Genomic DNA, 13,454 nt, shown 5'->3' with positions numbered 1-13,454 from the left:
GAACGGTGCGGAGGGTCACCCAGTGCACGCAACTGGCGCCGCGTGGGCCCGTCCTGTCCGCTGCCGCCCTTCATCCCGCGCGCTCCAGCCCGGCACAGACGGAGTGGACGACGTTCCGTGCCCTCCGGGGGAGCTTGAAGCCGAGCATGCCGCCACCGGCCTCCGCCGTGGCGACTCCCCGGACGAAGGGAAGGTACGGCAGCGGGCCGGGCCGTCCGGCCAGATCGGCCACGTGCCACGCGTCGAGCCCGTCGTGCACGGGGCCCCGCAGCACCACCGTGACGTGCACCGAGCCGTACACCGGCAGGACGGCCTCCAGTGCCGCGATGCTGCGCGGACGTGAGGGCACCAGCAGCACGAGGTGGTCACAGGCGGATACCAGGGAAGGGCCGGAAGGGATCCTGCCGCCGAGGTCCACCAGGGTCATGTCGAACGCGCCACGGGCAGCATCGAGCACGGCAGCCGCGGATTCCATCCCCTCACCCGTCTCACCCGCTTCGCCGGTACCGGGACGGGCCGTGTGGGACAGCACCGAGAGGTTCCCCGCGGTCGGCAGGGCGGACTTCAGCTGCCCCGCGTTCAGGGTGCCCCGCAGCTCCCGGAGATCGTGCCAGCGCACGCCGGGGCGCTCCTCGAGCCCCAGGGCGAGGTCGAGCCCGCCCTGCGGTGGCTGCCCGTCCACCAGCAGCGTGGGCCGTCCCTGGCGGGCAAGGCGGCGCGCACACCAGAAGGCGAGCGTGCTGACGCCGCATCCGCCGGCCGTCCCGAGGAAGCCGACCACCGATCCGGCGGCCGCCGGGTTCAGGCGCCGGCCCAGGTATTCGGCGAGCCACCCGGAGCCGTGCGGCAGGATGACGACCCGGGACGACGCCAGGTTCGCCGCGGCCGCCCAGACGCGCGACTCGTCGTCCGGCGCGCCCACTACGATCACCTCCTCATGCCCGGCCACCCCCTCCTGGGCCTGATCGGGCCCGACGAGCAGCACCGACGGATCCAGGGGCAGTGCATCCGCGATTCCGTCCACGAAGGTCGGCGTGGCCCCGGCCGCCGCGCACGCCCGCGCCACCTGGTCCTGCACGTACTGGGAGCCGCCCGCGAGGACCACGCGTCCTCGCCGGGCCTCCGGCGTCCAGGTCTGCTGCCTCATCCGCCAAGCCTCACCGCAGGGCCCGCGCCGCCGGCCCGCGGCGGCCGGTATGTGGACAACCATGGATTGCAGGAATGACACCGCCACGGCCGACAATATGGACATGTACATCGCCGTGGCACCGACGCCGTCGCATCAGGGCGGCAGCGGCAGCGTTTCGCTCCAGCGACTGGATCCGAGCGGCGAGCGGACGGGTGCTCCGCGAGTCGTGGAGCAAGGCGGCTTCGTGTCCGCCGTCGCCGAGGCCGAGGCCTCCCGCCCGCGCTGGGTCTGGGACCGCACGCGGCGCTGGTACCCCGAGCTGCTGGCAGCAGGGGTGACAGTGGACCGGTGCTGGGACGTGACGCTGACCCGCGCCCTCCTCGCTCATTCACCGGCGTGCCGCCCCTCCCCGTACATCGACTCCCTGCGGGCGACGGCACGGACGGACGACGGCACCGAACCCGCACGGGCCTCGCTGCCACCGCTTCCGCCCGCACCGAACCAGCAGTCGCTGTTCGACGAACCGCAGGCCACGGCGGGCCCGTTCCTCGACGACGTCGTCGACCAGTTCGGCCGGCAGCTCGCGGCCGTCACCGACACCACGGAAGCGGCCCGCCTCAACCTGCTCGTCGCGGCCGAGTCGGCGGGAGCCCTGATCGCGGCCGAGATGGAGTTCTGGGGCCTCCCCTGGCGCCGGGACATCCACGAGGAGCTGCTCGAACGGAGCCTGGGCCCCCGGCCGGCGGACGGCGCCCGGCCGAAGGAGCTGGAGCGGCTCGCCGGCGAGCTGCGGGCGGCCCTGGGGAACCCGGGGCTGAATCCGGACTCACCGCAGGAGGTCCTGCGTGCACTGCACCGGGCCGGGATCGAGGTGAAGACCACGCGGTCCTGGGAACTCGAGCGCCAGCAGCACCCTGCGATCGGTCCGCTCCTCGCCTACAAGAAACTCTCCCGGCTCCTGACCGCCAACGGCTGGACCTGGCTCGACACCTGGGTGCACGACGGCCGCTTCCGCCCGGAGTACGTGGTCGGCGGGGTCGTCTCCGGACGCTGGGCGTCGCGGGGCGGCGGAGCGCTGCAGATCCCTCACCAGGTGCGCGACGCCGTGAGGCCGGACGAGGGCCATGTCTTCATCGTCGCCGACGCCGCGCAGCTCGAACCGCGGGTGCTGGCGGCCCTCGGGCAGGACTCTGCGCTCGCCGCCGCAGCACGCGGCCGCGACCTCTATCAGGGCATCGCCGACCAGGGCTTCGGCGGTGACCGGGCGAAGGCAAAGCTCGCGATGCTCGGCGCCATGTACGGCGCCACCAGCGGCGAGTCCGGCCGGCTGATGCCGCAGCTGACCCGCGCCTACCCGCGCGCCATCGGCGTGGTGGAGGCGGCAGCGCGGGCGGGCGAGGCGGGAGACGGCGTGGCGAGCCATCTCCGCCGCGGGTGCCCGCCCGCGTCCGAGGAATGGCGGGCCAGACAGCGCACCACGACGGCGGAGGAACAGCGCAGGGCGGACAGCGCCGCACGGGCGCGGGGCCGCTTCACGCGGAACTTCGTGGTGCAGGCCTCCGCCGCGGAGTGGGCCCTCTGCTGGCTCGCCGAGATCCGTCGTCGCCTCGCGGCGAGCACCATTCCGGAACCACGGAGCCGCATCGCGTTCTTCCTTCACGACGAGGTGGTGCTGCACGTCCCGACGGACCGGGCTGAGGAGGCACGGATCGTCCTCGAGGAGGCCGCACGCGCTGCGACCCGCCTGATCTTCGGTGCCATCCCCATCGAGTTCTCCATCACGACGGTCACGGTCTCGTCCTACGCGGACGCGAAGTAGGCGCCGGTTCAGAGAGGTGCCGGGATCTCCTGCGACTGATCCCAGGGTGTGGTCCAGCCGAGCCCGTCGAACATCGCGTCGAGGAGTAACGCCGTGAACCCCCAGATCACCGCGTCGGGGGTGATGAACGCGGGCGTCCGGCTCACGAAGCCGTTCCGCCGCACCACCGCCGTCCGACGATGCGCCGGGTCGAGGAGCGTGGCCACCGGGCACCGGAAGACCGCCTCCGACTCCGCCGCGTCCACGGCGTGCACGGGCGACTGCTCCGTCCACCAGGCGACGACCGGAGTGACCAGGAAGTTGCTGACCGGGAGACCGACCTCCGGAAGCGTCCCCACGATGTCGACGCCGGCGGGATCCAGTCCCGTCTCCTCGTGCGCCTCGCGGAGGGCCGCCGCGCCCTCGTCGGCGTCGCCCGGGTCGATCGCGCCCCCGGGGAACGCCACCTGGCCGGGATGGTTGGACAGGGAGGCGGCCCGCATCAGGAAGAGGATGTCCAGGTCGTCCCGGCCCGGACCGGTCGCAGCAGATGCGGACTCGACGCCGTCGCCGACGCCGAAGAGGACGAGCACCGCCGCCCGGCGGCTCCGGGCGGGATCCAGCGCGGCGAACTGCCAGCCGCCCGGACGGACCAGCGCCGACCCCGACGCGGCCTTCGCGCTCACCCACGCGGCCAGGTCGTCGTACACCGTGCCGACCGGAGGGCTAGGCACCCAGGCCGTGCCCGGCGTCTCGGAGCTCGGCGCGGGATCGTCCGGCGCGCATGAGCTCCAGCAGGTCCTCCCGGCCCGGAGCGAGTTCGTACTTGAGCAGTTTCGCGGCTTTCATCGGGTCGGTCTCCCCCTCACCGAACGACGGGCACAGCGCGGCGACCGGGCATACGGCGCACGCCGGCTTCTTCGCGTGGCAGATCCGCCGCCCGTGGAACACCACGCGGTGGGACAGCATGGTCCAGTCCTTGCGGTCGAAGAGGGCCGCGACGTCCATCTCCACCTTCACGGGGTCCTCGGAAGTGGTCCACCGGAACCGGCGGGCGAGCCTCCCGAAGTGGGTGTCGACGGTGATGCCCGGGACGCCGAAGGCGTTCCCGAGGACCACGTTGGCGGTCTTGCGCCCGACCCCGGGCAGCGTGACGAGGTCCTCCAGGCGGGCGGGGACCTCTCCGTCGAACTCGTCGACGACGCGCCGGGACAGCGCGAGAAGGCTGTTGGCCTTGGCGCGATAGAAGCCTGTCGGCCGGATGATCTCCTGCAGTTCCGCCTCGTCGGCCTCGGAGAGGGAACGGGCGTCCGGGAAGCGTTCGAACAGCGCCGGCGTCGTCAGGTTGACCCTCACATCGGTCGTCTGCGCCGACAGGACGGTAGCTACGAGCAGCTCGAACGCGTTCCGGAAATCGAGTTCCGCCACCGCGTACGGGTAGGTCTCACCCAGGATCCTGTTGATCTTCCGCGCCCGGCGCTTGAGCGCGACCGGCGATTCCTCCTCGACCCCGGGCTTCCTGCCTGCCACGTGCATGTCTCCTTCCAGCGGTACTTCTCGGACCAACTCGGGCAGCGGCAGGGGTGGCGCTCGGTCTCAGTCGCGGGGAGCGCGCTCGACGTTGCGCAGGTCCCGCAGGATGCCGACGGCACCCGTGCGCTTGTCCTGGACGAGGAACTCGCTGCCGCGGTCCTCGATGCCCACCTCCCAGTCGCCCGGCTGCAGCCGGAAGACCTCGCGGCCGGTCTGCTCGTCGTAGACCGGCCGCTGGGACCCGACGGCGAACCAGAACGCCTCGACGACGGGCTCCTCGTCCGTCGAACGGGTCGCCGTGATCGGTTCCTGGCGGGCCCGCTCCCCGGTGGAGGAGTCGGCCGCCGCGTAGGTCCGTGTCGTGTCGTCGCGGACGACGTCATGGACGCGCGTCTCGTCGGGCTGGACCGAGGCGGAGGAGAAATGGTCCGCCGTAGCGGGGCTGTCGGTCTGACTCGAGGTCTGACTCGAGGTCTCGTCCGAGGTCTCACGCGAGGTCTCACGCGAGGTGTCATCCGAGGAGTGGCCCACAGCGTGCGCGCCGACCTGGCCGTGCGCCGCCTGGTCAGGACGCCCGGCGTCTCCTGCCGCGGTATCGGACGAGGCCGGGGCCGGGGTCGAGGGGCCGCGCTCGATGCCGGCCTGGCCGGCTGCGGCAGCGCCCGCGCCCACGGCCCCTGCACCGCCCGCACCGTACAGGCCCGCACCGTTCTGGCGGACACCGGCGGCAGCAGGATTGATGCCGGACGGAGTCGTCCGGCCGGCGCTGCCGGGAGCCGCCGCGGTGTCCACCGGAGTTGCCGGCTTGGCCGGCTTGACCGGCTTCGGCGGACGGGGGCGGGCAGCGGTGATGGGGCGGGCCGCGGTGCGGGCGGGTACCTCGGGGCGGCCCGTGAAGTCGTCCTTGAGGACGGGCAGGAACGGGGCGACCACGCTCGCGGCCAGCATGCCGAGCGAACCGATCAGGGCTACGAGAGGGCCCACGTGGTACGCGGTGACGGTCTGCAGGAAGAAGAACGTCGCGGCCAGGACGGCGGTGACGGACGCGAACTGGTCGACCGACAACGACCCCACCCGCAGCCCGGAGCTGCCCAGCCGTCGTGCGGCGAGTAGTGCCAGCGCGATGACGGGCAACAGGATGCCGATACCGATGAAGAAGAGGGACGCACTGCTCCAGAAGTTGGTGTAGAGCACGTCACCGCCGATGAAGGGCAGCAGCGTGCCGATGAAGACCAGCGCGACGCCTCCGCTGAAGATCAGCTCCCGCAGGGTGAACGGTCCCGCGGCCGCCTTGCTCGGACCCGTCGGGGCATCCGTCGTCGAGGTGCCGGACGCTGGAGTCCCGGAGGTCCCGGAGGTCCCGGAGGTCCCGGAGGTCCCGGCGAGCGACGTGCCGGAGCCCGCAGTGCCGGTGACCGACGTCCCGGCGCTCGGCATGCCGGCTCCCGCGGTCGAATCCTGGACGGGCGCAGCGTCGCTGTGCCCGGAGCCCGGCCGTGATCCCGCCGATGAGACGCCGGTGGCGCGCTTCCCCTCGGATGCTTCCGTCATGGTGTACTCCCGTTCGTAGCGCTCATCGCCCGCAGCCCTCGGCCGCCGGTCGTGGATACCTCCTTCCACCCTAGCCACCGACCCGCGCCTTCTCCACCGACGAGGGGCGGTGAGCGGGCACCGCTCACCGCACAATCGCCCCAGCTCGGCTAGGTCCTGTGACGCTGGACACACAGGACTCGAAGGACTCGGTAATGTTCCCTTGAAGCGCGCATCGCAGCGCGCACACGAGCACGCAGGCGCGCGGCCGCCCGACCGGGCACCGGGCGTCCCGTCTGCCGCCGCACACCATACGATCACGTCACAAAGGGGTAGAACATGAGCGCCGATCGCCAAGGCGACGCCTTCGAGAACCTGCTGCACGAGGAGCGCCGCTTCCCGCCGAGCGAGGAGTTCGCTGCGAACGCCGTCGCGCAGCCGTCCCTCTACGACGAGGCACGCGAGCAGGGCACGGAGTTCTGGGCCCGGCAGGCCCGGGAGCTGCTCACCTGGGACCAGGACTTCACGGAGACCCTTGACTGGTCGGACGCGCCGTTCGCCAAGTGGTTCGTCGGCGGGACGGTCAACGCCGCCTACAACGCCCTCGACCGCCACGTCGAGGCCGGTCTCGGCGACCGCGTGGCGATCCACTTCGAGGGCGAGCCCGGCGACACCCGCACCATCACCTACGCGGAGCTCACCCGGGAGGTCAAGCGGGCAGCCAACGCGTTCGAGTCCCTGGGCGTCCGGAAGGGCGACCGGGTGGCCGTGTACCTGCCGATGATCCCCGAGGCCGTGGTCACGATGCTCGCCTGCGCCCGCATCGGGGCCGTGCACTCGGTGGTCTTCGGTGGCTTCTCCGCGGACGCGCTGCGCAGCCGCATCGACGACGCGGAAGCGAAGCTCGTGGTCACCTCCGACGGCACGTTCCGTCGGGGCAAGCCGAGCGCCCTCAAGCCCGCCGTCGACGGCGCCCTCGAGCGGGAGGGCCATACGGTCACGAACGTCGTCGTGGTCCGCCGCAACAACGAGCCGGTCGAATGGACCGAGGGCCGCGACCTCTGGTGGCACGACACCGTGGGCACCGCCTCGGACGAGCACACGGCCGTCGCGCACGACGCCGAGCACCCCCTCTTCATCCTCTACACCTCGGGGACCACCGGAAAGCCGAAGGGCATCCTGCACACCACGGGCGGCTACCTCACGCAGACCGCGTTCACGCACAAGAACACCTTCGACCTGCGCCCGGAGACGGACGTGTTCTGGTGCACCGCGGACATCGGCTGGGTCACCGGGCACAGCTACGTCGCGTACGCGCCGCTGGTGAACGGTGCCACGCAGCTGATGTACGAGGGGACGCCGGACACCCCCCACCAGGGCCGCTGGTGGGAACTCATCGAGAAGTACAGGGTGTCCATCCTGTACACGGCGCCGACGGCCATCCGCACGTTCATGAAGTGGGGCCGCGACATCCCGAAGAAGTACGACCTGTCCTCGATCCGCGTCCTCGGGTCCGTCGGAGAGCCCATCAACCCCGAGGCGTGGATGTGGTACCGCGAGGTCATCGGCGGCGGCAAGGCCCCGATCGTCGACACGTGGTGGCAGACGGAGACAGGCGCGCACATGATCGCCCCCATGCCGGGGGTCACCTCGACCAAGCCCGGCTCGGCGCAGGTGGCGGTCCCGGGGATCGCGATCGACGTCGTCGACGAGATGGGTGAGTCGGTGCCGGACGGTTCCGGCGGCTACCTCGTCATCCGCGAGCCGTGGCCCTCCATGCTGCGCGGGATCTGGGGTGACCCGCAGCGGTTCAAGGACACCTACTGGTCCCGTTTCGATGCGATGTACTTCGCGGGTGACGGCGCCAAGAAGGACAGCGACGGCGACATCTGGCTCCTGGGCAGGGTGGACGACGTCATGAACATCTCGGGCCACCGCCTCTCGACCACCGAGATCGAGTCGGCCCTGGTGAGCCACCCGTCGGTGGCGGAGGCCGCCGTCGTCGGGGCGAGCGACGAGACGACCGGTGAAGCCGTGGTCGCCTTCGTGATCCTCCGCGGATCGGCGAAGGACGACGACGACATCGTCACGACGCTGCGGAACCACGTGGCGAAGGAGATCGGCCCCATCGCCAAGCCGCGGAACATCCTGGTGGTCCCGGAACTGCCGAAGACGCGCAGCGGGAAGATCATGCGCCGCCTGCTGAAGGACGTCGCCGAGGGCCGTGAGGTCGGTGACGCCACGACGCTGTCCGATCCGACGATCATGCAGCAGATCGCGGTCTCCCTCCGGAAGTAGCCGGATACGCGAAAGGCCCCCGCCTGGGCGGGGGCCTTCCGCGCGTCAGGTCGGGATCAGCCGATCGTGGCGTCGACCGTGACCTCGATGTTGCCGCGCGTCGCATTGGAGTACGGGCATACCTGGTGGGCCTGCGCGACGAGCGCATCGGCCGTCTCCTGGTCCACCCCGCCGATCTCGGCGTGCAGGGCGACCGCGAGCTGGAACGCGCCGCCCTCCACCGGGTTGATGCTGACCTCGGCGGTGACCGCGGTGTCGCTGATCTTCGCCTTGCTGCGGCTCGCGACGAGCTTCAGGGCGCTGTGGAAGCAGGCGGAGTAGCCGAGGGCGAAGAGCTGCTCGGGGTTCGTGGCCCCACCGGTGCCCCCCATCTCCCTGGGGACCGCGAGGTCGACGACGAGCTGTCCGTCGTCGGTGTGCGCCTTGCCGTTGCGTCCGTCGCCCGTCGCCGTGGCCACTGCCGTGTAGAGAGCACTCATGCGTGTCAGACCTTCCCTCGGGGTGCCCGGTCGGCGACCCGCTTCCTAGTAGACTAACTAGTCACTCTACAGCGGCATAATCCACAGGTGCCGTGCGACGATCAGGAGCATGATGGACACCTCCCTGCCGGTCCGCGAGCGACTCCTCGCCTCCGCGACCCGATTGTTCGACGAGAACAGCATCCGCTCGGTCAGTGCGGACAAGGTCATCGCCGACGCGGGCACCACCAAGGTCACGTTCTACCGGCACTTCCGGTCGAAGGACCAGCTCGTGGTGGCGTACCTCGACGCCCAGCTCGAACAGCTGCAGACCACCGTCGATGCCGAGCGGGGCGCCGGCCGGGACGCGTGTGCCGTGCTGCTCCGCCTGGCCGCGGCCAACGGGAGCGCCGCGTGCCGGCCGGGCTTCCGCGGCTGCACCTTCATCAACGCCGCTGCCGAGTACCCGGCGGACGGCAATGTGGTCCGCGCCGCGGTCGGGCGGTACCGCGCCTGGCTGCACGGCGTGGTCGCCGGGCTGCTGGAGGAGCTGGGCGTGGACCGGCCCGAGGTCGTGGCGGACCAGCTCATCATGCTGCGCGACGGTGCGATGGTGCACGGGTTCATGGGCGATCCGGGCGCCGTCACCGGGCAGCTCGTGACCGCCGGACGGGCCATCGTCGCCGCGCACCTCGGCTCGCCCCTGCCTGCCTGACAGCGGACCCGTCCCCGGCGGACGCCCTCGTCCGACGCCCGCCCGCATCATGCCGCAGGCGCGCCGGGATGATGCCGCAAGGACGGATGATGTGACGTTCGTCCTGAAACGTGGCCCGCATGCCGGGGCGGGAGGACAATCTTCACCGTGTCCACTACCGTCCAGCAGCCCCCCGTCACGAATCCACGCATGGCCCGCCGCGTCGCCGGAGCCTCCTTCGTCGGAACGGCCCTCGAGTCCTACGACTTCTACGTGTTCGGCACAGCAGCCGCGCTCGTGTTCAACGTCGTCTTCTTCACCGACCAGGATCCGCTGGCCGGGACCCTCTCGGCGTTCCTCGTGTTCGCCATGGGGTTCGTCGCCCGCCCGCTCGGCGCCATCCTCTTCGGCCACCTCGGGGACCGGATCGGCCGCAAGCGGACCCTGATCTGGACCATCACCCTCATGGGCCTCGCGACGGGGACCGTGGGCCTGCTGCCCGACTACAACACCATCGGCATCTGGGCGCCCATCATCCTCACCGCGCTGCGCTTCCTGCAGGGACTCTCCCTGGGCGGCGAATGGGGCGGCTCCATCCTCATCGCGACCGAGCACGCCGAACCCCGCAAGCGGGCGCTGTACGCGTCCATCCCCCAGCTCGGCTCCCCCGTGGGCACCATGCTGATCTCGGCCATCTTCCTGGTGCTCACCGTGGTGGCCCCCGACGTCATGACCACCTGGGGCTGGCGCATCCCGTTCCTGCTCGCGTTCCCGTTCCTCGCCGTCGCGATCTACCTGCGCCTCGCGATCGACGAGACGCCTGTGTTCAAGCAGGCGAGCGAGGGACACCAGCTGCCCCGTGTCCCCTTCCTCGAGGTCCTGAAGTCCCAGCCGGTCGCGATCGTCGTCGCCATCGCCTCCGCAGTCCTCGGCATCGGCTCCTACTTCCTCATGGTCACCTACACCCAGGCGTACGGCACCGAGACGCTCGGCCTCTCCCAGGCCACGGTGCTCAACGCCGCCCTAGTCGGGTCGATCCTCCAACTCGGCACCATCCCGGCATTCGGCTACCTCGCGATGCGCATCGGCTCCGCGAGGGTCGTCGCGGGCGGGGCCCTCGGGACGGCGCTGATCGCCTTCCCTCTGTACTGGGTCATCAGCATCGCGACCGAACCGATGTACATCGCCGCGATCATCCTCGGCGGGATCCTGCCCACGGCGAGCTGGGCAGCCCTCGGCGGCCTCATGGCGGACATCTTCAAGCCGGCGACGGCGTTCACCGCCCTCTCCTTCGCCTACAGCATCGCCGCGATCGTCGCCGGATTCGCGCCGTCGATCACGCAGCGCTTCGGTATCGCGACGGACGGCGCGTGGTGGCACCCCGGCGTCGTCCTCGCCGCCATGAGCCTCGTGACGGTGGCCGGCGCCCTCGGAGCCGTGCGCCTGCGTGCACGGCTCGCCGATCCGGTACCCGCCGGCACGCGTGCGGCATAGTGGGGGCATGACGCAGCGCACGCCCAGCATCCTCGTGATCAACGGCCCGAACCTGAACCTGCTCGGTACCCGTGAGCCGGCCGTGTACGGCACGGCCACGCTCGACGACGTCGTGCGCCTGGCCGACGACGCCGCGCAGCAGCGCGGGTGCACCACGACGGCGGTGCAGTCCAACCACGAGGGCGAGCTCATCGACGCGATCCACGCGGCGCGGGACACCGCGGACGGGATCGTGATCAACGCCGGAGCCTTCACGCACACGTCGATCGCCATCCGCGACGCCCTGGCCGGTATCGGCCTGCCCGTCGTCGAGGTGCACATCAGCAACGTGCACCGGCGCGAGGAGTTCCGCCACCACTCCTACATCTCGGGGGTGGCCGACGCCGTGATCGTCGGGGCGGGCATCGACGGCTACCGGCTCGCCGTCGACCACCTCGCCGGCCTGCTCACCGCGGACGGCGGTGCCGCCACGCCGAGGGACACCGACACCGGCAGCAACGCCGGCACCGGCGCGGCATCGTTCCCGAAAAGTTAGCGCCGCCCATCGCCGGGCGGAGGGCTTCGGACTCCCCGATAGGGCACCATGGTGCTATGACGGACATCACTCCTGCCGGTAGCGCGGTCGCCCAGCCCGAGAACCCCGACGCACCCCTGCTCGAGGTGCGGAACCTGGCGGTGACCTTCCGGACCACCCACGGCGAGGTCCACGCTGTCGAGGACGCGAGTTTCAGCCTGAAGCGCGGCAGCGCCCTGGCGATCGTGGGCGAGTCGGGTTCGGGCAAGTCGACGACGGCGATGGCCTGCATCGGCCTGCTGCCGGGCAACGGGCGGGTGACCTCGGGCAGCATCCTGTTCGAGGGCCAGGATCTCGCGACCCTGCCGGAGGCGAAGATGCGCGCCATCCGTGGCCGTGCGATCGGCCTCGTGCCGCAGGACCCGATGTCCAACCTGAATCCTGTGACGAAGATCGGCACGCAGGTCGCCGAGACGCTCCTGGTCCACGGCATGGCCACCAAGAAGAACGTCAAGCAGCGCGTCATCGAGGTCCTGACCGCCGCCGGGCTGCCCGACGCCGGCGAGCGCGCCAAGCAGTACCCGCACGAGTTCTCCGGCGGCATGCGGCAGCGGGCCCTCATCGCGATCGGCCTCGCATGCCAGCCGCGGCTCCTCATCGCCGACGAGCCGACGTCGGCCCTCGACGTCACGGTGCAGCGCACCATCCTCGACCAGATCGAATCGATGACGGAGCAGCTCGGTACGTCGGTGCTCCTCATCACGCACGACCTCGGCCTCGCCGCCGAGCGCGCCTCGCAGCTCGTGGTCATGCACCGCGGGCGTGTGGTCGAGACCGGGCCGGCCGAGCAGCTGCTCAACGATCCGCAGCACCCCTACACGCAGTCGCTCGTGCGCGCGGCTCCCAGCGTCGCCGCGGTGCGCCTGCGGCCGGGCGCGTTCACGGCGGATGCCGCGTCGCGCCTGAAATTGGCCGAGGCGGTGTTCGCGGAACACGACGCCGGCCACGCGCCGTCGGGCGCCCACGCCGCGACATCGTCGTCGGACCGGCCGACCGGGGCGGCAGGAGCGGCAGGAGCGGCAGGGGCGGCAGGGACCAACGCAACGTCCGCGACCTCCGGGGCCACGGGGGTCACGGAGGTCACGGGGGTCACGGGCAGGGCGGCCCACGGTGCTCCCCCGAACATCGTCGAGATCCGCGACCTCACGAAGATCTACAAGCGGCGCGGCAGCAAGGAGGACTTCTACGCGGCGAAGAACGTGACGCTCGACGTCCCGCGCGGGCAGACCGTGGCGATCGTCGGCGAGTCCGGCTCGGGCAAGACCACGACGGCGCGCATGCTGCTGAAGCTCATCGAGCCGACGTCGGGCACCATGACGTTCGACGGCATGGACGTGGCCACACTCGGCAAGGCGCAGCTCTCCGACTTCCGCCAGCGTGTGCAGCCGATCTTCCAGGACCCGTACTCGTCCCTGAATCCCATGTTCACGATCGAGCGCATCGTCGAGGAACCGCTCAATGCCTACCACCGTGGCTCGAAGAAGGAGCGTGCGGCGCGGGTCCGTGAGCTGATGGACCAGGTCTCCCTTCCGCAGAACACCCTGCGGCGCTACCCGGCCGAGCTCTCGGGCGGGCAGCGGCAGCGCGTCGCGATCGCACGGGCGCTCGCCCTGCAGCCCGAACTGATCGTGTGCGACGAGCCCGTGTCCGCGCTCGACGTGCTGGTGCAGGCGCAGATCCTCAAGCTCCTCGGCGACCTGCAGTCCGAGCTGGGCCTGAGCTACCTGTTCATCTCCCATGACCTCGCCGTGGTGCGCCTCATCTCGGACTACGTGTGCGTGATGAAGGACGGCGAACTCGTGGAGGCCGCGAGCTCCGAGGAGGTCTTCCAGAACCCGCGGCACCCGTACACACGCCGGCTGCTCGCCTCCATCCCGGGCAACGAGCTGAACATCGACGGGGAGCTCGCGTCCTGAGCGGGGCAGGACCGCGCCCCTGCTGTCCCC

The 13,454-nt window shown here is 71.1% G+C and carries 11 protein-coding genes; 6 read left to right on the top strand and 5 right to left on the bottom strand.

Going from position 1 to position 13,454, the window contains the following annotated elements; genetic code table 11:
- Positions 1-70: 70 nt before the first annotated feature.
- Entirely contained in the window at positions 71-1,147 is a 1,077-nt protein-coding gene (ssd, locus tag AC4D2O_RS09925; protein WP_490906832.1) for a septum site-determining protein Ssd, read from the bottom strand.
- A 103-nt stretch (positions 1,148-1,250) separates the two neighbouring features.
- On the opposite strand from ssd, the gene AC4D2O_RS09920 reads away from it, so the two are divergent.
- The gene (locus AC4D2O_RS09920; protein ID WP_490906829.1) at positions 1,251-2,948 is read left to right on the top strand and encodes a bifunctional 3'-5' exonuclease/DNA polymerase; all 1,698 of its coding nucleotides are present in this window, start codon (positions 1,251-1,253) and stop codon (positions 2,946-2,948) included.
- A gap of 8 nt (positions 2,949-2,956) precedes the next feature.
- Here AC4D2O_RS09920 and AC4D2O_RS09915 read toward each other — a convergent pair whose 3' ends face one another.
- Genes AC4D2O_RS09915 through AC4D2O_RS09905 form a run of 3 tightly spaced genes read right to left on the bottom strand, consistent with a single transcriptional unit; the run spans position 2,957 to position 6,089 of the window.
- Positions 2,957-3,637, bottom strand: a complete 681-nt coding sequence (locus tag AC4D2O_RS09915; protein WP_490906827.1) for an NUDIX hydrolase — start codon at positions 3,635-3,637, stop codon at positions 2,957-2,959.
- Positions 3,638-3,653: 16 nt separating this feature from the next.
- On the bottom strand, positions 3,654-4,463 hold the full coding sequence (gene nth, locus AC4D2O_RS09910; RefSeq protein ID WP_490906824.1) for an endonuclease III: 810 nt from the start codon (positions 4,461-4,463) through the stop codon (positions 3,654-3,656).
- Positions 4,464-4,523: 60 nt separating this feature from the next.
- Entirely contained in the window at positions 4,524-6,089 is a 1,566-nt protein-coding gene (locus AC4D2O_RS09905) for a hypothetical protein (RefSeq protein WP_490906821.1), read from the bottom strand.
- Between the two features lie 240 nt (positions 6,090-6,329).
- Between AC4D2O_RS09905 and acs the strand changes: the two genes are divergently transcribed.
- Positions 6,330-8,288: an acetate--CoA ligase gene (gene acs, locus AC4D2O_RS09900; RefSeq protein ID WP_490906818.1), complete on the top strand. Its 1,959-nt coding sequence runs from the start codon at positions 6,330-6,332 to the stop codon at positions 8,286-8,288.
- 56 nt (positions 8,289-8,344) lie between these two features.
- Here acs and AC4D2O_RS09895 read toward each other — a convergent pair whose 3' ends face one another.
- Positions 8,345-8,767, bottom strand: a complete 423-nt coding sequence (locus tag AC4D2O_RS09895; RefSeq protein ID WP_490906815.1) for an organic hydroperoxide resistance protein — start codon at positions 8,765-8,767, stop codon at positions 8,345-8,347.
- A 109-nt stretch (positions 8,768-8,876) separates the two neighbouring features.
- Between AC4D2O_RS09895 and AC4D2O_RS09890 the strand changes: the two genes are divergently transcribed.
- The 4 genes from AC4D2O_RS09890 (at position 8,877) to AC4D2O_RS09875 (ending at position 13,424) form a co-directional block, all read left to right on the top strand.
- Positions 8,877-9,461 (top strand): TetR/AcrR family transcriptional regulator, encoded by a 585-nt coding sequence (locus tag AC4D2O_RS09890; RefSeq protein WP_490906813.1) that lies wholly within the window; start codon positions 8,877-8,879, stop codon positions 9,459-9,461.
- Between the two features lie 147 nt (positions 9,462-9,608).
- A complete protein-coding gene (locus tag AC4D2O_RS09885; protein ID WP_490906809.1) occupies positions 9,609-10,934 on the top strand; it encodes an MFS transporter in 1,326 nt (441 codons plus the stop codon).
- Between the two features lie 7 nt (positions 10,935-10,941).
- Positions 10,942-11,469: a type II 3-dehydroquinate dehydratase gene (aroQ, locus tag AC4D2O_RS09880; RefSeq protein WP_490906806.1), complete on the top strand. Its 528-nt coding sequence runs from the start codon at positions 10,942-10,944 to the stop codon at positions 11,467-11,469.
- 56 nt (positions 11,470-11,525) lie between these two features.
- Entirely contained in the window at positions 11,526-13,424 is a 1,899-nt protein-coding gene (locus AC4D2O_RS09875; RefSeq protein WP_490906805.1) for a dipeptide ABC transporter ATP-binding protein, read from the top strand.
- Positions 13,425-13,454 lie beyond the last annotated feature (30 nt).

Source organism: Arthrobacter sp. TJ-238, from assembly GCF_058269215.1.
Note: the sequence above shows the minus strand (reverse complement) of the source record. Positions and strands in the feature narration are given on the sequence as shown.

Excerpts from the sequence above, each read along its gene's own strand:
- acs (WP_490906818.1), top strand. The coding sequence starts at position 6,330 with ATGAGCGCCGATCGCCAAGGCGACGCCTTCGAGAACCTGCTGCACGAG.
- AC4D2O_RS09890 (WP_490906813.1), top strand. The coding sequence starts at position 8,877 with ATGATGGACACCTCCCTGCCGGTCCGCGAGCGACTCCTCGCCTCCGCG.
- AC4D2O_RS09875 (WP_490906805.1), top strand. The coding sequence starts at position 11,526 with ATGACGGACATCACTCCTGCCGGTAGCGCGGTCGCCCAGCCCGAGAAC.
- nth (WP_490906824.1), bottom strand. The coding sequence starts at position 4,463 with ATGCACGTGGCAGGCAGGAAGCCCGGGGTCGAGGAGGAATCGCCGGTC.
- AC4D2O_RS09895 (WP_490906815.1), bottom strand. The coding sequence starts at position 8,767 with ATGAGTGCTCTCTACACGGCAGTGGCCACGGCGACGGGCGACGGACGC.
- AC4D2O_RS09920 (WP_490906829.1), top strand. The coding sequence starts at position 1,251 with ATGTACATCGCCGTGGCACCGACGCCGTCGCATCAGGGCGGCAGCGGC.
- aroQ (WP_490906806.1), top strand. The coding sequence starts at position 10,942 with ATGACGCAGCGCACGCCCAGCATCCTCGTGATCAACGGCCCGAACCTG.
- ssd (WP_490906832.1), bottom strand. The coding sequence starts at position 1,147 with ATGAGGCAGCAGACCTGGACGCCGGAGGCCCGGCGAGGACGCGTGGTC.